This window comes from Amycolatopsis sp. NPDC104863 (assembly GCF_055582965.1).
The window spans coordinates 463,905-481,625 of sequence record NZ_JBVJOW010000003.1; the positions used below are offsets into that span (position 1 = coordinate 463,905).

General features: G+C 72.8%; 13 protein-coding genes. 4 read left to right on the forward strand and 9 right to left on the reverse strand.

The window, feature by feature from the left end; genetic code table 11:
• The first annotated feature begins 59 nt into the window (after positions 1-59).
• The 3 genes from ACZ63J_RS18810 (at position 60) to ACZ63J_RS18820 (ending at position 3,504) form a co-directional block, all read left to right on the forward strand.
• Positions 60-1,553, forward strand: a complete 1,494-nt coding sequence (locus tag ACZ63J_RS18810) for a PucR family transcriptional regulator (protein ID WP_465406084.1) — start codon at positions 60-62, stop codon at positions 1,551-1,553.
• Positions 1,554-1,702: 149 nt separating this feature from the next.
• A complete protein-coding gene (locus ACZ63J_RS18815) occupies positions 1,703-2,383 on the forward strand; it encodes a response regulator transcription factor (protein ID WP_465307335.1) in 681 nt (226 codons plus the stop codon).
• Positions 2,380-3,504 (forward strand): sensor histidine kinase, encoded by a 1,125-nt coding sequence (locus ACZ63J_RS18820; protein WP_465337864.1) that lies wholly within the window; start codon positions 2,380-2,382, stop codon positions 3,502-3,504. Before ACZ63J_RS18815 ends, ACZ63J_RS18820 begins: the two co-directional genes overlap by 4 nt.
• Here the strand turns inward: ACZ63J_RS18820 and ACZ63J_RS18825 are convergent.
• Positions 3,501-5,039, reverse strand: a complete 1,539-nt coding sequence (locus tag ACZ63J_RS18825) for a twin-arginine translocation signal domain-containing protein (protein ID WP_465406086.1) — start codon at positions 5,037-5,039, stop codon at positions 3,501-3,503. The genes ACZ63J_RS18820 and ACZ63J_RS18825 overlap by 4 nt on opposite strands.
• A gap of 79 nt (positions 5,040-5,118) precedes the next feature.
• Here ACZ63J_RS18825 and ACZ63J_RS18830 point away from each other — a divergent pair, with 79 nt between their 5' ends.
• Positions 5,119-5,637, forward strand: coding sequence for a permease-like cell division protein FtsX (locus tag ACZ63J_RS18830; RefSeq protein WP_465406088.1), 519 nt, complete (start codon positions 5,119-5,121; stop codon positions 5,635-5,637).
• On the opposite strand, the gene ACZ63J_RS18835 is transcribed toward ACZ63J_RS18830, so the two are convergent.
• The 8 genes from ACZ63J_RS18835 to ACZ63J_RS18870 form a co-directional block, all read right to left on the reverse strand.
• A complete protein-coding gene (locus tag ACZ63J_RS18835) occupies positions 5,634-7,745 on the reverse strand; it encodes a 3-hydroxyacyl-CoA dehydrogenase NAD-binding domain-containing protein (protein WP_465406090.1) in 2,112 nt (703 codons plus the stop codon). The genes ACZ63J_RS18830 and ACZ63J_RS18835 overlap by 4 nt on opposite strands.
• A complete protein-coding gene (locus ACZ63J_RS18840) occupies positions 7,745-8,935 on the reverse strand; it encodes a thiolase family protein (RefSeq protein ID WP_465338096.1) in 1,191 nt (396 codons plus the stop codon). The genes ACZ63J_RS18835 and ACZ63J_RS18840 overlap by 1 nt, the downstream gene beginning before the upstream one ends.
• 140 nt (positions 8,936-9,075) lie before the next feature.
• Positions 9,076-9,696, reverse strand: a complete 621-nt coding sequence (locus ACZ63J_RS18845; protein ID WP_465406091.1) for a DUF998 domain-containing protein — start codon at positions 9,694-9,696, stop codon at positions 9,076-9,078.
• 142 nt (positions 9,697-9,838) lie between these two features.
• Positions 9,839-11,047 carry a hypothetical protein gene (locus ACZ63J_RS18850; RefSeq protein WP_465406093.1) on the reverse strand — a complete coding sequence of 403 codons (1,209 nt, stop codon included), beginning with the start codon at positions 11,045-11,047 and terminating at the stop codon, positions 9,839-9,841.
• 30 nt (positions 11,048-11,077) lie between these two features.
• On the reverse strand, positions 11,078-12,673 hold the full coding sequence (locus ACZ63J_RS18855; protein WP_465406095.1) for an allophanate hydrolase: 1,596 nt from the start codon (positions 12,671-12,673) through the stop codon (positions 11,078-11,080).
• Entirely contained in the window at positions 12,670-16,197 is a 3,528-nt protein-coding gene (uca, locus tag ACZ63J_RS18860) for an urea carboxylase (RefSeq protein ID WP_465406097.1), read from the reverse strand. Before uca ends, ACZ63J_RS18855 begins: the two co-directional genes overlap by 4 nt.
• Entirely contained in the window at positions 16,194-16,829 is a 636-nt protein-coding gene (locus ACZ63J_RS18865) for an urea amidolyase associated protein UAAP2 (RefSeq protein ID WP_465337856.1), read from the reverse strand. The genes uca and ACZ63J_RS18865 overlap by 4 nt, the downstream gene beginning before the upstream one ends.
• Positions 16,826-17,659 carry an urea amidolyase associated protein UAAP1 gene (locus tag ACZ63J_RS18870; RefSeq protein ID WP_465406098.1) on the reverse strand — a complete coding sequence of 278 codons (834 nt, stop codon included), beginning with the start codon at positions 17,657-17,659 and terminating at the stop codon, positions 16,826-16,828. The genes ACZ63J_RS18865 and ACZ63J_RS18870 overlap by 4 nt, the downstream gene beginning before the upstream one ends.
• Positions 17,660-17,721: the final 62 nt, after the last annotated feature.

Below are 17,721 nucleotides of genomic sequence, written 5' to 3' on the forward strand. Positions count from 1 at the left end.
GCGCGCGGGCCGGTGTGGATGGGACAATGCATCCCATTGTCAAGGCTCGCGAGGATGAAATGACCCAGACCTTGGATCCACCGGCCAGTGAGGTGACTGTCCCGTTACGGGCCGTCGTCGGCAACCGGGAGCTGGCGCTGGACGTCGTCCGCGAAACCCTGCGGCCGGGCGCGCTGGACGCGCCGGTGCGCTGGGCGCACGTCAGCGAGCTGCGTGACCCCGCGCCGTACCTCGTGGGCGCCGAGCTGATCCTCACCGCCGGGGTGAACCTCCCGGCCGAGGTCGACACCTACGTCCGCGGGCTGCGGGACGCCGGGGTGACGGCGCTGGGGTTCGGCCTCACCCCGACGGTGTTCGAGACGCTGCCGGACGGCCTGCGCGAGGCGTGTGTGCGGCACGGGCTGCCGTTGCTGGTGGTGCCGTCTCGGACGCCGTTCCTCGCGGTCAACCGGGCGGTGTCGGTCGCGCTGACCGAGGCGGGGCAGCGGGAGCAGCGGCGGATCACCGCGGCGCGCGAGGCGCTGACCCGCGCGGCCGGTGGCGGGCTGGGTTCGCTGACCTCGTCACTGGCCGACCAGCTGCGGTCGTGGGTCGCTTTGGTCGGCGCGGGGGACGTGCTGGCCTCGGCGCACGACGCGCCGTCGCCGTTGCCGCCCGAGGTGCGGGAGCTGGTGGCGACCGTCCGGGCGGGTAGCGGGATCCGGAGCGCGACCACCGAGGTCGACGGCGGGTTCGTCGTCGTCCAGCCGGTGTATCCGCAGGCGACGGCGTCGCACCTGGTGGTGGTCGGCCGCGCCCGGCGGTTCGACGGCGCCGACCGGTCGATCCTCGCGGTCGGCGCGGCCCTGCTCGGCCTGGTCGGCCGCGCGGGCTCGGACACGGCCGAGCTCGGCGCGGCGGCGACCGGTCTGCTGCTCGGCCGGACGTCGGCGCGCGGGGTGGCCCGGGCCCTGCTCGGCTCGGGGGTCGGCCGGCTGGTCGCCGGGACGCCGCACCGCCGCGGTCCCGGCGAGGTCGCGCAACGCCCGGACTGGCTGCGCGCCCGCCTGGACACGCCGCTGGTGGACGTCCGCCCGGGGCCGTCGTTCGTCGCGATCGCGGGGGCGCTACCGTCCCCCGAGCTGCTGGAGGACCTGCGCGCGGCCGGCTGGCTGACGGCGGTGGGGTCGCCGGTCGAGGCCGAGCGGCTGGCCGACGGCCTGGCGGAGGTCGAGCTGCTGCTTTCGCGGGCCCGGGTGCTGGGCCGCCCGGTGGTCGCCGGCGGCGGGGCCCTGGACTTCGACGCGGTGGTGCCCCCGGACGCGTCCCGCGAGTTCGCGGCGAAGGCGCTGGAACCGCTGGTGGCGCTGGACCGCGCGGGCGACCGGGAGCTGGTCCGCACGCTGCGGACGTGGCTGGCCCACCACGGCGGCTGGGAACCGGCGGCGGCCGAGCTGGGCGTGCACCGCAACAGCGTCCGGCACCGGATCGCGCAGGTGGAACGGGCGCTGGCGGTGGATCTGACGGATCCGGAGGTCCGGATGCGGCTGTGGTTCGCGCTGCGGTGGGCCTGACCGGACGCACACAGTGAGGCTTGTTCAGCCGTCGGCCGCCGCATGACTTCGCGGTGGTCAGCGGCTTTCCGCGCGGGTCGCGGCGGCCTGACCAGAACAAGCCTCAGTCCTTAAAGGGCACTCTCAGGAAAATATGGGATTGTGGTGCGGTGCGAGTTTTGGTAGTCGAGGACGAAGAACCCCTGGCCGACGCGATCGCCCGTGGCCTGCGCCGCGAAGGTATGGCGGTGGACGTCGCGCTCACCGGGGACGACGGCCACGAGAAGGCGGCCGTCACGCGGTACGACGTCGTGTTGCTGGACCGGGACCTGCCCGGGATGTCCGGGGACGAGCTGTGCCGGGAGATCGTCGCGTCCGGGGAGCTGACCCGGGTGCTGATGCTGACCGCCAGCAGCTCGGTCTCCGACCGGGTCGAGGGGCTGTCGCTCGGCGCCGACGACTACCTCGCGAAGCCGTTCGCCTTTCCCGAGCTGGTCGCGCGGGTGCGGGCGCTGGGCCGGCGGGCCACGCCGGCCGCGCCGCCGCTGCTGACGGCCGGGGACGTCGAGCTCGACCCGGCCAAGCGCACCGTGCGCCGCGCCAGCGGGCCGGTCGAGCTGACGCGCAAGGAGTTCGGCGTGCTCGAGGTGCTGCTCTCGGCCGCCGGTTCGGTGGTCAGCAGCGAGGAGCTGCTCGAGCGGGTGTGGGACGAGAACGCCGACCCGTTCACCACGACCGTCCGGGTCACCGTCATGACGCTGCGCAAGAAGCTCGGCGAGCCGGGGATCATCGAGACCGTGGTCGGCTCCGGGTACCGGGTGCCGGAGCCCGGCGCGCCGCAGCGCGCGTGAACCTGCCGGGCACCCGCAGCCTCCGCGCCCGGATCACCCTGCTGGCGACCGTGCTGGTCGCCGCCGTCAGCCTGCTGCTGCTCTGGCTGGCCTGGACGCTGGTGCGGGACTCGCTCGACGCCGTCCCGCAGATGCCGCCGGGCAGCACGGTGGTCGTCGACGGCGTCCAGGTCGACGCGTCCACGCTCGCCGAACACCTGCGTGTGCACGCCCGCAACCGGATGCTGCTGTTCGGCTCGATCGCGTTCCTGCTGGTGGTGGCGGCCGCGGCGATCCTCGCCTGGACGTTCACCTCGCGCGTGCTGCTGCCGCTGCGCGAGATCACCGGCACGGCGCGGCGGCTCTCGGTCGAGTCGATGGGGGAGCGGATCGGCGGGGTCCGCTCCCGCGACGAGCTCGCCGAGCTGGCCGGCACGTTCGACGACATGCTCGACCGGCTCCAGGCCGCGTTCGACGCGCAACGCCACTTCGTCGCGAATGCGAGCCACGAGCTGCGGACGCCGTTGTCGGTGATCCGCACCGAGCTCGACGTCACCCTCGCCGACGACGAGGCCGACGAGGCCGAGCTGCGGCGGATGGGCGGCGTGGTCCGGGACGCCACCGAGCGCGCCGGGCAGCTGGTCAACTCGCTGCTGCTGCTGGCCCGCACCGACGGCGCCGGCCTCGGCGTGCGCGAGCCGGTCGACCTCGCGGCGGTGGTCGACCGCGCCTGGCGGGCCGTCCGCGCCGAGGCCGAGCACCGCGGCATCCAGGCGAAGTTCGCCGTGGCGCCCGCTCCGGCGTTCGGTGATCCCGCGCTGCTGGAACGGATCGCGGGCAACCTGCTCGAGAACGCGGTGCGCCACAACGTCGAAGGCGGCTGGCTGGACGTCACGACCCAGGCCGGCCCGCAGTGGTCGATGCTGCGGGTCCGGTCCTCGGGCGGGCTGGTCGACCCGGCGGGCGTGGCGGAGCTGTTCGAGCCGTTCCGCCGCGCGGGCACGGCCCGCACGGCCCGCCACGGCGCCGGGCTGGGGCTGTCGATCGTCCGCGCGGCGGTCCAGGCCCACGGCGGCACCGTGACGGCGGAGCCGATCGTGGGCGGCGGTCTCGGGGTGACCGTCCACCTGCCGGTGCGCTAACGCACGTCCACGAAGATCGGGTTCGCGTACAGCCACAGGTCTTCGAACGGGTTCGCCTGCCCAATGACGTCCGGCGTCGGCTCGAACGCGCCCTCGCGGCCGTCCGTGCCGCGGACCCGCGTGTAGAACGGCTCGCGCACGTTCCGGAACGTGTGGTGGAAGACCACCTGCCGTCCCGGCGCCCAGCGCGGTTCGAACGACTCCACCACCCGCGTGCCGGGCGCGGTCATCGTTTCGGGGTCGGTGACGCGGCCGGTCACCGGGCCCGCGATGACGTCCAGCCGGGCCAGCCGCGGCACCGAGCCGCCGCCGTTGGGCCGGGCCGCGAGCCGCGCCGAAACCACCAGCGTGACGTCGGAACCGCGCCGCACCCGCAACCGTCCACCCAGCGTCGCCGAGTCACCGCCGCCGGACACGCCGACCGCCAGGTCCTGCACCAGACCGCCGTGGGACAGCCAGATCCGCCCGGCCCGGAGGCCTTCCAGCACCCCTTCGAGGCTGCGTCGCGTGACTCCGACGTGGTTGCGGCTGAACTCGCCCGGGTAGAAGTCGGCGTAGGGCGCCAGCAGCTGCGGGACGCCGGTGTCGACCGGGTCGGGGAACTTGCCCGTCGTGTCGTACCAGTCGTCCGGGACCGACGGCCGGACCAGCGTGTCGCCGCGGTTGTAGTGCGAGTCCGAGTTCGTGGTGATCCACCACGGCTTGCCCTCGGCGAGCATCGAGTCCCACAGGCCGCCGACCTTCGCCGCCGCCCAGTCCCAGCCGCCGTGCGTCCGGTACGCCTCGGCGGGGTAACCGGGCCACGAGTTCGGGCCCGGGTTGTTGACGTAACCGCCGCGCGCGCCGCCGTTGCCGTCCGGCTTCGGGAAGCCGTCGGCCTGCGCGCCGGGCGCGCCTTCCATGCCGATCACGATGTCCGGCGCCGCGTCGCGGTAGGCACGCAGCTCGTGCGGGGCGATCCGGCCGTTGCGCAGCGGGTGGTTGACCAGCACGACCGGCGCGTGGATCCGCTTCGCGCGTTCCTCGTCGGCCAGCCACCGCAGCGCGCGCAGGGCGAGGGTCTCGTTCGCCGGGCTCGACGCCTCGGAGTTCGTCAGCCGCCAGTCGAAGGTGCGCTCGAACTCGCGCAGCTTCGCCGCCTGCCGCGCGCCGGCCTGGAAGAACAGCGTCGCGTGCTCGGCGCCCGGGACGTTCCACTCCATGCCGTGCCACAGCAGCAGGTCCGGGTACTTCCGCCGGGCGGCGAGGAAGTCGGCTTCGGTCGGCTCGACCGACACCTTCTCGTGCTCGGCGTGACCGTGGTCGGTGAAGACGATCCAGTCGGCGCCGTGCGCCCGGCCGCCGCGCGCGATCTGGTCGATCCGGTACATCGCGTCGTAGGAGTACTGGCTGTGCGTGTGGTGGTCGCCGACCAGCCACTGGTAGCGGCCGCACAGCCGGTCCAGGTCGAGGTTTCCGGGAGCGGGGAGGGGGAGGCCCGCGGCGGCGGCCGCGAGGCCGGCGCCCTTGAGGAACCGGCGTCTGTCGGTGGTCACGGGCGGGACGCTAAGCCGTGCCGGTGAACGACCGGTGTCCCGGCGGCCAACGACGGCCGTGTGTGCTGTGATCTTCGACGTGGCAGAGCACCCGAAGTCGCTGGTCCGGATCGTGGTCCCGGTCGTCGCCCTGGCCCTGGCCGCCGGGGTGGGCCTCGCGTTCTTCGTCGCGGCCCTGGTCCGCCCGCCCGACCTGCCGGTGGACACGACCCCGGTGCCGCTGGCGGACCACCAGCTCTGCGCGGCGGTCGTCGTCGCCTTCCGGACCGACCAGGAGATGCGCCTGGCTTCGGTGCAGTTCCACGACGACCCGAAGGCGCGGCGGGTCTTCGTCGAGACCAAGGCCGAGTCCTACGAGCGGTTCAAGCGGATCTTCAAGGACCAGACCGAGCTGCTGCAGCTGACCCGGCCCGACGCGCTGCCGGCGTCGGCGCAGGTGGTCGCCGTGCCCGGCACGGACCTCAAGGCGTGGGCGCAGGAGCTGCACACCCGGTTCGCGAACGCCGAGCACGTGACGGTCATCGACACGGACGCGACGGCGGCGCAGCTGAAAGTCACTGCGCCGCCGCCGAAGTGCCCTCGTGAGGGCGAGTACTAGGAAGCCGGGACCGAAGCCACGCCCGGGGCGAGGAACGGCTTGCCGTTCACGCGCTCGGACACACCGGAACGGTCCAGGTACGGCGTGATGCCGCCGTTCCAGAACGGCCAGCCCGCACCCAGGATCAGGCACAGGTCGATGTCCTGCGCCTCCGCGACCACACCCTCGTCGAGCATGATCCGGATCTCCTCGGCGATGGCCGCGAGCGCGCGCTCGCGGACCTGCTCCGAAGTGGACGGCTTGTCGCCCTGGGTCCAGAGTTCGACGACCTCGGGGTCGGCGGACTGGGTGCCCTGGGCGTCCCAGATCCAGACGCCCTTTTTGCCCGCCTTGACGAACTTCGCGAGGTTGTCGGACACGGTGAACCGGTCCGGGAACGCCTCGTGCAGCGTCTCGCCGACGTGCAGCGCGATGGCCGGGCCGACGAGCTGCATCAGCGTCAGCGGGGTCATCGGCAGGCCGAGCGGCTCGAGCGCGGAGTCCGCGACGTCGAACGGCGTGCCCTCGTCGACGGTGACCAGCACTTCGCCGAGGAAGCGCAGCAGGAGCCGGTTGACGACGAACGCCGACGCGTCCTTCACCAGCACGCTGGACTTCTTCAGCTGCTTGCCGACCGAGAACGCCGTCGCGAGCGACGCGTCGTCGGTCTTCTCGCCGCGCACGATCTCCAGCAGCGGCAGCACAGCCACCGGGTTGAAGAAGTGGAAGCCGACCACGCGCTCGGGGTGCTGCAGCTTCGACGCCATCGCGGTGATCGACAGCGACGACGTGTTCGTCGCGAGGATCGCCTCGGGGGAGACGTGCTGCTCCAGCTCGGCGAACACCTGCTGCTTGACGCCCAGCTCCTCGAACACGGCCTCGATGACGAAGTCGGCGTCGGAGAACGCGGCCTTGTCGAGCGAGCCGGAGACGAGTGCCTTGAGCCGGTTGGCGCCGTCCGGGGAGACGCGCTTCTTGGCCAGGAGCTTGTCGATCTCGTCGTGGACGTACCCGACACCCTTGTCGACGCGCGCCTGGTCGACGTCGGTCAGCACGACCGGCACCTTGAGACGGCGCACGAACAGCAGCGCGAGCTGGCTGGCCATCAGGCCGGCGCCGACGATGCCGACCTTGTTCACCTTGCGCGCCAGGTTCTTGTCCGGCGCGCCGGCCGGGCGCTTGGCGCGCTTGTTGACCAGGTTGAACGAGTACAGCCCGGCGCGCAGGACATCGGACATGAGCAGCTCGGCCAGGCCGTCGGTCTCGGCCGCGTACCCGCGGTCCAGGTCGTTCTCGCGGGCCAGATCGAGCAGCTCCACGGCCTTGGTCGCGCCCGGCGAGGCGCCGTGCGTGCGACCGTCCACAAGGGACTTGGCCCGCGCGATCGCGGCGTCCCACTCGGAGTCGCGGTTGATCGTCCGGCGTTCCGGGGTGATCTCGCCGTTGACGACCTTGGCCAGCCACAGCAGCGACTGCTCGAGGTAGTCCGCCGAGCCGAAGACGGCGTCGACGATGCCGAGCTCCGCCGTCTTCTTGACGTTGAGCATCTTGTTCTGCGCCAAGGCGTTCTCGATGATCACCGTGACGGCGGCGTCCGGCCCGATGAGGTTCGGCAGCAGCTGCGTGCCGCCCCAGCCCGGGAACAGGCCGAGGAAGACCTCGGGGAACGCGATCGCGGCGGTGTTCTCCGAGAGCGTCCGGTAGTGGCAGGACAGCGCGAGCTCGAGGCCGCCGCCCATGACCGCGCCGTTGATGAACCCGAACGTCGGGATCTTCGTCTCGGTGAGGCGGCGGAAGACGTCGTGCCCGGTCTGGGCGATCTCGCGCGCCAGCTTCGGGTCGCTCACGGACTCGACACCCGAGAGGTCCGCGCCGACGGCGAAGATGAACGGCTTGCCGGTGACGGCGATCGCGGCCGGCTCGGCCTCGAACGCCTTGTCCAGCGCGGTGTTCAGGGAGACGAGCCCCTGCGGGCCGAAGGTGTTCGGCCGGGTGTGGTCGTGGCCGTTGTCGAGCGTGATCAGCGCGACGGGCTTCTCGAGCCCGGGCACCTTCACGAGCCGGGTCGTCGCAACAGTGACGACCTCGTCCGGGAACGCGGCCTTCGCTTCTTCAGCGGTGAAAGTCATTACTTCGCCCCCTCGAACGCCGGGTTCTCCCAGATCACGGTGCCGCCCATGCCGATGCCGATGCACATCGTCGTCATGCCGTACCGGACGTCGGGCCGCTCGGCGAACTGGCGCGCCAGCTGCGTCATCAGCCGGACGCCGGAGGAGGCCAGCGGGTGGCCGCACGCGATCGCGCCGCCCCACTGGTTGACGCGCGGGTCCTCGTCGTCGATGCCGAAGTGGTCGAGGAAGGCCAGCACCTGCACGGCGAAGGCCTCGTTGATCTCGAACAGGCCGATGTCGTCGATGGACAGGCCGGTGCGCTTGAACAGCTTCTCGGTGGCCGGCACCGGGCCGATGCCCATGACCTCCGGCTCGACACCGGCGAAGGAGTAGCCGACCAGCCGCATCGCGACGGGCAGGCCCAGCTCGCGGGCGGTGTCCTCGTCGGCCAGCAGCGACGCAGTCGCGCCGTCGTTGAGGCCGGCCGCGTTGCCCGCGGTGATCCGGCCGTGCGGGCGGAACGGCGTCTTCAGCCCGGCCAGCGTCTCCAGCGTGGTGCCGGGGCGCGGCGGCTCGTCTTCGGTGGCCAGGCCCCAGCCCAGCTCCTTCGAGCGCGTGGCGACCGGGACCAGCTCGGGGCCGATCTTGCCGGTCTTGACGGCTTCGGCGTAGCGCTCCTGGCTGCGCGCGGCGTAGGCGTCGGTGCGCTGCTTGGTGATCGCGGGGAAGCGGTCGTGCAGGTTCTCGGCGGTCTGGCCCATGACGAGCGCGGTCGGGTCGACCAGCTTGTCGGCGATGATCCGCGGGTTCGGGTCGACGCCCTCGCCCATCGGGTGGCGGCCCATGTGCTCGACCCCACCGGCGATCGCGACGTCGTAGGCGCCGAAACCGATGCCGGACGCGGCGGTCGTGACGGCGGTCATCGCGCCGGCGCACATCCGGTCGATGGCGAAGCCCGGCACGGACTTCGGCAGCCCGGCGAGCAGCGCGGCGGTGCGGCCGATGGTCAGGCCCTGGTCGCCGATCTGCGTGGTGGCGGCGATGGCCACCTCGTCGACGCGCTCGGGCGGCAGCTCCGGGTGCCGCCGCAGCAGCTCACGGATGGCGTTGACAACGAGGTCGTCGGCGCGGGTCCCGGCGTAGATGCCCTTGTCGCCGGCCTTGCCGAAGGGGGTCCGTACCCCCTCGACGAAGGCGACGGTGCGCACGCCCCGCGCGTTCGGCGCGAGCGGCGTTGCTGGTGCGGCCACGAATGCTCCATCAAGTAGACAGGTTCTTGACCGCAGGGTAGCCCTTGTTACCCGCCGGTAACCAGTGCTGTAGCCCCGTCGAGTGGGCTACGGCACACTCACGGGTTCCTTCGGGGCTTGAGCGTCTGCCCCTTCACCAGCCAGGCGGTGCCGAACGCCCACACGGCGACGCTCTCCAGCCACAGCGCCGGGTGCAGCCCGGGGACCAGGCTCAGCCCGTTGGTGACGGCGATCAGCACCAGGCAGGCCAGGATCACCACGCCGCACACGCGGTAGACGACCCCGGTGCCCGGGGGCTGCTCGCCGTCGTGCGGGAACAGGCGCAGGCAGAAGTAGGCCAGGCTCAGGAAGAACACCGTGGCGAACACGTAGTGCAGGACGCCCGAGGTGTGCTGCCACGGCGTCGCGTCGTGGTCCGGGGTGGTCGGGAACAGCGCGAGCCCGATCGCGCCGAGCCCGGCGACGGTGCTGGCGACGTTGTCGACGTAGTCGTGGCCGTAGTAGGCGAGGAGGAAAACACCGGTGGCGCACATCGCGCCGACGAAGACGTCGCGCAGGTCGGTGTAGTAGTAGCCGCTGAGCGAGCCGATCAGGTCGCCGCCCTGCACGACCTGCTTGCCGACGACGATCACGACCGGCAGCGCCAGCCCGATCAGCCCGATCGCGCGCCGCAGGTAGAGGTAGGAGTGGACTAGCGGGGCTCGGGTCGCCGTGGTCATGGCCGCCTCCGGGGGAGAGTCCTCACCAAAATCATCGGTGCGTTACCCATCCGGCCAAAGGTAGGCCGACCCCCCGAGCGGCACGCAACCGTTCACGCGGGGCCGTTCGGCCGTGACCGTGGTCGGATGGGTAACGGTCAGCTCAGTACTGCCCCGGTTGGAGGCCGGTCACCCAAATCCTCAGCTGATCGTTACGCAGCTCGGCGAACGTGCCGTCGTGGTGTGCGATGGGGGCGAACCCGGGCAGCAGCCCGATCCGCGCGCCCGCGGCCGGGTCCCAGACCTCCAGCCCGGCCTCGGCCCGGACGTAGAGGTGCCCGCCGTGCGCCCACATCGGGCCCTTCGGCCCGGCGAACTGCCCGATCCGCCGGCCGGACGCCGCCTCGCGCAGTTCTACGCCGTCGATCGGTGGCCGGTCGTCGCCGAGGCCCTGCAACGCGACGGTTCCCTCGTCCAGCCAGGCCATCGGCTCGTCCCAGACGTCGCCGCGGTCGGCCAGCTGGGCCGGGTCCCGATCGCCCGCGAGCCACGCCGCGCGGTCGATGACGAGCGGGATCCCCACCGGGTGCCAGGCCCAGCCGTCGACGAGCAGCGACCGGCCGGAGGGGCTCGGCAGCACCGCGCCGAAGAAATAGCCGGAATCACTCGTCGCGTGGGTGGTGAGCAGGCGCCCGGTGGCCGCTTCGAAGATGTCGAGCCGGTCGACGTCGGTGGCCGCGACGAACTCGCCGCCGTCGAGGAAGGCGAACGGGTAGCGCGTCCACTCGTTGTCGCTCCAGTCCCGGTCGAGGTCGAGCACGGTGACCCACTCGGCCAGGTCCACGACGGTCCCGTACTGCCCGTAGTCCGAGACGACGGCCGCGAACCGGCCGTCGGCCGAGGCGTGCAGCGCGGGGCCCCGGGGCCGGTCCGGGCGGTCGTACCGTTCGACGTCGCGTTCCTCCCGCTGTTCGACCGGCCCGAGGAGCCACTGGTCCTCGTCGTCGACCCGGACGAAACCCGCGTCGGTGAGCGCGAGCCAGCCCTCGGGCACGGGGACCAGGCAGCGGTCGTTCAGCGGGGTCACCGGGCACGGCCGGGTCGTCCAGCGACCGGGCAGGTCCCGGTCCCGCAGGCGGACCTCGGGAGTGCCGCGCCAGCCGAGGTGGGCCAGTGCGTCGGCGCGGTCGAAACAGCCGACACAGGCGTCGAGCAGCTCGGGTGCGTCGACGCAGGCTTTGCAGATCAGGTCGAAGTGGGTCGCGACGCCGGTGAGCACGCGGAAGCAGGCCGGGCCGTTGTCGGTGGTGAGGTGGGCGCAGACCCGCGCCCCGGCGGCCGGAGCGAGATGGCCGCACTGGAGAACTTTCACGCCCTCAGTATCCGCGGGCGCGCATCCGAATTACCGCGAGCCGAGATAACCCAGCCAGCCGCCGAAGCCGGAGATGTCCTTCGCCTGCTCGGTCGCCGCCGGTTCGCAGAGGAAGCCGGGCACCTGCCTGCCGTCGGCCAGCTCCACCTTGCCGATGGCCAGCGGCGCCGGGATCCGCGCGACGAACTCGCCGAACCCCTTGGCCGGCAGCTCCCACACCTCGGCCGTCACCGACACACCGCCGTCCGCGACGCGCACCAATCCCGGCTTCGGCGGCACAGTGTCCAATGCGTACAGCCGATAGGTCGCCGCCGTGTCCACTTCGGACACGAACCGGCCGCCGCGCGAAGTCAGCTCGTGGTTGAGCGGCTGGCCGCGCAGGTGCGCGCCGACCGCCACGATCGGGATCCGCTCGGCGCGCAGGGTCGCGAGCGCGGCCAGCTTGAGGTCGTCGTGGGGCGCGCCGACGAGCATGACGCCGAACGGGCGTCCGGCGACCGTCCCCGCCGGGACCGCCAGGGCCGACAGGCCGAACAGGTTGGTGGAGTTGGTGAACCGGCCCAGCCGCGCGTTCACCGCGACCGGGTCCGCCGCCACCGCGGCGATCGTGGGGTGCTCGGTGGTCGTCGGCATCAGGAGCGCGTCGACACCGGCCAGCACCGCAAGCGCTTGCGTCCGCAGGGCGGCCAGGGTCTCCCGGTCGGCGAACAGCCGGTGGGCGGGGATGTCGCGGGCCGCGGTGATGATGCCGTGCACCACCGGGTCGACGTCGCCGGGATGCGTGTCGAGGAACTCGCCGACCGCGGTGTACCGCTCGGCGACGAACGCGCCTCCGTAGAGCAGCCGGGCCGCGTCGAGAAAAGGCGACATGTCCACAGTGGTCACTTCGGCGCCCGCGGCCGCGTAGTCCGCGACGGCCGCCTCGAACGCCTCCGCCCAGCCGTCGGCCAAGGGGCCGAGGTCCGCCGGGATACCGAGCCGGAACTGTCCCGTGTGGACCTGCGCGGGCTCGGCCAGGCAGGTCAGCGCGAACGCGGCTTCCTCGACCGTCCGGGCGAACAGCGTCACGCAGTCGATGCTCCGGCAGGCCGGGACCACGCCGTCGGTCGGCAGCAGGCCCGGGGTCGGCTTGAGGCCGACGATCCCGTTGAACGCCGCCGGCACCCGTCCCGAGCCCGCGGTGTCGGTGCCCAGCGCCAGGTCCGCGATGCCCAATGCGACCGCCACGGCCGAGCCGGAGCTGGACCCGCCCGAGACGTACGCCGGGTCGACGGCGTTGCGCACCGCGCCGTACGGGCTGCGCGTGCCGACCAGCCCGGTCGCGAACTGGTCGAGGTTGGTCGTGCCGAGCACCAGCGCCCCGGCCGCCCGCAGCCGCGCGACCACCGGCGCGTCGGCCTCCGGCCGGTACGCGTAGGCCGGGCACCCGGCGGTGGTCGGCAGGCCGGCGACGTCGATGTTGCCCTTGACCGCCACGAGCTTGCCGTAGAGCGGCAGCCCCCGCTCTTCCAGCGCGGCCGCTTCGGCCAGGACGTCGGCTTCCGGCCGCAGGTCGATCCAGATCTCCGGCCGGTCGACCTGCTCGATCCGCCGGTAGGCGGCCTTAACCCGTTCGAGCAAGCTCATGCCAGCACCACCAGCGGAGTGCCGGGCGCGACCTGGTCACCGGGGGACACGAGCACCTCGACCACCTCACCGCTCGCCGGCGCGGGGATCCGCGCCTCCGTTTTCATCGCTTCGAGTGTGACCAGCGACTGCGCGTCCTCGACCCGCTCGCCCGCCGTGACGTCGACCCGCCACACCGTCGCCGCGAACGGCGCCTCGACGACGTGCCCGCCCGGCGGCGCCTCGACCCGCTTCGGCGGCCGCGTGACCGGCTCCGGTTTCGGGTCGAACTCACCCGCCGCGGCCCAGGCCCGCCGCTCGGCCTCGAACGCCGCGGACTGCGTCGCCCGGAACCCGGCGATGCTGTCCGCGTTGTCCGCCAGGAACTTCTGGTAGTCCGCCAGCACGAAGGTGCCTTCACTGACGTCCAGGTCGAGCAGCCCGGACGAGCTCCGCGCCCGCAGGTCGAGGAGCTCGTCGGCCGAGACCGGGTACCAGGAGATCCGGTCGAAGAACCGCAGCAGCCACGGCCGGCTCCCGCCGCGCCAGCTGTTCCACACCTGCACGGTCCGCCCGACGAACTGGTACCCGCCCGGGCCTTCCATGCCGTAGATACAGAGGTAGGCGCCGCCGATGCCGACGGAGTTCTCGGCGGTCCAGGTCCGGGCCGGGTTGTACTTCGTCGTCACCAGCCGGTGCCGCGGGTCCAGCGGGGTCGCGACCGGCGCTCCCAGGTAGACGTCGCCGAGGCCCAGTACCAGGTACTCGGCGTCGAACACCGTCCGGTAGACGTCGTCCACAGTGGACAGGCCGTTGACCCGGCGGATGAACTCGATGTTCCATGGGCACCACGGCGCGTTGTCGCGCACGCCGGTCATGTACCGCTCGATCGCCTCGCGGGTCGCCGGGTCGTCCCACGACAGCGGCAGCCGCACACTGCGGCTCGGCACCACGAGGTCGTGGGTCGGCGGCAGGTCCCGCTCCAGCTCCCGCACCAGGCCGAGGGCCTTGCCGACCGGCAGCGCGTCCGGGTCGACGTGGACCTGCAGCGAGCGGATGCCCGGGGTCAGGTCGACGATCCCGGGCACACCCTCGGCCGCCAGCCGTTCGGCGAGCGCGTGGACGCGCATCCGCAGCGCCAGGTCGAGCTTCATCTCGCCGTACTCGACGAGCAGGTTGTCGTCGCCGCTGCGGCGGTAGGTGACCGACGGCTCGACGTCCGAAGCGGACAGTCGCGAAAGGACACCGTCGTCGGCGCGGGCGGGCCGGCTCGGCTCGACCGCCGACGCGGGCCGCGTCCGCAGGGCCGCCGCGTGGTCGGTGCCGATCGGCACGAACCGCACGGTGTCCCCCGGCCGCAGTTGCCCGAGCTTCCAGCGCTCGCCGGTGGCGACCGTCGCCGGGCAGACGAACCCGCCGAGGCTGGGCCCGTCCGGGCCGAGCAGGATCGGCAGGTCGCCGGTGTAGTCGACGGCGCCGATCGCGTACGGCGTGTCGTGGATGTTCGACGGGTGCAGGCCCGCCTCGCCGCCGTCCGCGCGGGCCCACTTCGGCCGCGGCCCGACCAGCCGGACGCCGGTGCGCGCGGAGTTGAAGTGCACCTGCCAGTCGGTGGCGTAGAACGTCTCGACGTCCTCCGGGGTGAAGAACTCCGGGGCCGCGTGCGGTCCTTCGAGCGCGCCGACCGTCCACTGTGTCGCGAACTCCGGACGGTCGGTCACCGGGCCCACGACGGGGTCCGCGGGAACCGGGCCCGGGTGCAGGACGTCGCCCGCCGCCAGCGCGCGGCCGCCGTGCCCGCCGAAGCGGCCCAGGGTGAACGTCGCCGCGCTGCCGAGGAACTCCGGCACGGTGACGCCGCCGCGCACCAGCACGTAGCTGCGCAACCCGGCCGTGCAGGCCCGGACGTCGAGCGTGGCGCCCGCGGGCACCTCGAGCGGGGTCCACAGGGGATGCTCGGCGCCGTCGACGAGCACCGTGGCGGGCGCACCGGTGACACACGCCTCGGTGGGGTGCGAGAACCGCAGCGTCACGCCGTCCACAGTGCACTCCAGGCCGGGCGCGCCCTCGGGGTTGCCCAGCGCGAGGTTGCCCAGCCGCAGCGACCGGTCGTCCATCGGCCCGCTCGGCGGCACCCCGACGTGCCAGAACCCGGTGCGGCCCGGCCAGTCCTGCACCGTGGTCATCGTCCCGCCGCGCACGACGTCGATCCGCGGCTCGCCGTCCTCGACGGTGTCCAAAGTGGACGTGCTGTGGGTCGCGGCGGTGAACGCCGGGTCCGCGGCCGCGGACCGCAGCTGCCCGAGGTTGGTCCGGACGCCGTCGACCCGGGTCCCGGCCAGCGCTTCCCGCAGGTTCGCCACGGCGTCGGCGCGGTCGGCGCCGGTGCAGATCACCTTGGCCAGCAACGGGTCGTAGTGCGTGGTGACGGTGGTGCCGGGCTCGACCCAGGTGTCCACGCGGGCGCCTTCGGGCAGCGTGACGCGGGTGACGAGGCCCGCGCTCGGCCGGTGGCCGGCACTCGGGTCCTCGGCGTACACCCGCGCCTCCACGGCGTGACCGCGCGCAACCGGCACCGCGCGGAACATCGCGCGGTCACCCTGCGCCAGCCGCAGCATCCAGGCGACCAGGTCGACGCCGTACACCGCCTCCGTCACCGGATGCTCGACCTGCAGCCGGGTGTTGACCTCGAGGAACGCCGCCTCGCCGCGTTCGGCGTCGTAGACGTACTCGACCGTGCCCGCCGAGCGGTAGCGCACCGACGAGCACAGCGCGACGGCAGAGGCGACGAGCTGCCGCCGGACGGTCTCGGGCAGGTCCGGCGCCGGGCACTCCTCGACGACCTTCTGGTTGCGCCGCTGCAGTGAGCAGTCGCGGGTGCCCAGCTCCAGGACCTCGCCGAAGCCGTCGCCGAACACCTGGACCTCGACGTGCCGCGCGTGCCGCACGAGCCGTTCGAGGAACACCCCGGAGTTCGCGAAGCTCTTGGCGGCGATGCTCTGTACGGTCTCCCAGGCGGCGCGCAGCTCCTCGGGCGTGTCACACGCGCGCATGCCGATCCCGCCGCCGCCCCCGGTGGCCTTGAGCATCACCGGGTAACCGATTTCCGCCGCGCGGGTGAGTGCTTCGTCCACATCGGACAGCAGGCCGGTGCCGGCGAGCAGCGGGACACCGGCCGCGATCGCCGCTTCGCGCGCGGTGTGCTTGCTGCCGAACACTTCCAGGTGCTCGGGCGACGGCCCGGCGAACGCGAGCCCGGCGTCTTCGCAGGCCCGCGCGAACGCCGCGTCTTCCGACAGGAAGCCGTAACCGGGGTGGACGGCGTCACAGCTGGTGTCGAGCGCGGCCTGGACGATCGTGCCGGCGCGCAGGTAGCTCTCCGCGGCGGGCGCCGGGCCGAGCCGGACGGCCCGGTCGGCGAGCCGCACGTGCGGGGCGAGGCGGTCGACGTCGGAGTACACCGCGACGGTTTCCCAGCCCAGCTCCCGGGCGGTGCGCAGGATCCGGACGGCGATCTCCCCGCGGTTGGCGACGAGCAGTCTCACTCGCCGCCTCCGGGGGAGGTCACGACCATCCGCACCGGCGTCGGGTCGAAGCCGTTGCAGGGGTTGTTGATCTGCGGGCAGTTCGACACGAGCACGAGCACGTCGGTCTCGGCGCGCAGCCGGACTTCCAGGCCCGGCGCGGAGATCCCGTCGACGATGCCGAGTGTGCCGTCCGCCTCGACCGGCACGTTCATGTACCAGTTGACGTTGCTGACCAGGTCACGCTTGCCCAGCCCCCACTTCGCGCCCTCGAGGAGGAAGTTCTCGACGCAGGCGTGCTGGAACCGGGTGTGCTGGCCGTAGCGCAGGCTGTTGGACTCCTTGCTGCACGCGCCGCCGAGCGTGTCGTGGCGCCCGCAGGTGTCGGCGACGACGGTCAGCAGCGGCGCGCCTGCCTGGGTGCGCAGGACACTGCCCGTGGTGAGGAAGATGTTGCGCTGCGCGGCGATCGTCGCGGCCGCGCTGTAGCGCTGGGCCGTGTCGTTCGCGTCGTAGCAGAGGAAGTCGACGGCCTGGTTGCCGCCGAGGTCCACGATGGTCAGCTCCTGGCCCCGGCGCAACACCGTCGAGAACGGCGCCCGCGCCGGGACGTCGAAGGTCAGCTCCAGTTCGGACTGGTACGCCGCGCTCATGCGATCCCCCGGGCGGTCAGGTAGTCGGCGGTGTTCTCGAAGGCACGCTGGGTCTCCGGGGTGTACGACCACTCCAGACTGTCCGGAGTGGTCGGGGTGTCCCGCCAGGCGAGCACTTCGAGGTTCGTGACGGTGTAGTCCGGCCGCGGGTCGACCGGGTGCGGCACGTTGGCGACCAGCACGATCGACGGCAGTTCGATCCGCAGGTCGACCGCGCTGCCCGCCCCGGCGTTCCCGGTGAACTCCAGGCCGCCGTCCGGCTCGACCCGCACGCCCTGGAAGAAGGAGAGGCTCGGGGGCAGGTCTCGCGGGCCGAGGCCGTGCTTCGCCGCGGCCAGCGTGAACAGCGGCAGCCCGGCGGGGGAGGGGCCCTGCGGGGCGCCGTCGCCGTACCGCTCGGTGTTACCGTCCACAGTGGACGTCCCGCACAGCGCGTCGTGGTGGCCGCTCTCGTCTTCGACGATCGTGGCGAGCACCCGGCCCTGGTCCGACAGCAGCGCCACCTGCGAACCCAGGTAGGCGTTCCACTGCACCTTCACCGTGTCGGCGACGTTCAGCCGCTCCCACGGCTGGTCGGCGTTGAACAGCAGCAGGTGCGCGCAGGCGTCGCCGTCGACGTCGATCAGCCGCAGCCGGGTGCCGCGGGCCAGCACCTTGTGCGTGTACCCGCCGCCGGCCACGGTCTCGGCCCAGGTCAGCGCCTCGGGTGCCACCCCGGCCGGCGGTGACGACCACGTGCTCGCGGGGATCGACGGCATCGTGTCGACCACGGTGCCGGCCTGGGCGCGGGCGTGGTCGCGCGCTCCGTGGGTCGTCGCGGTGGTGCTCATGGTCGTCCTCTCTGGGGTCGGGGGTTCGAGGGCGGGACGAGCGCGCCGCCGCCGGACTCTAT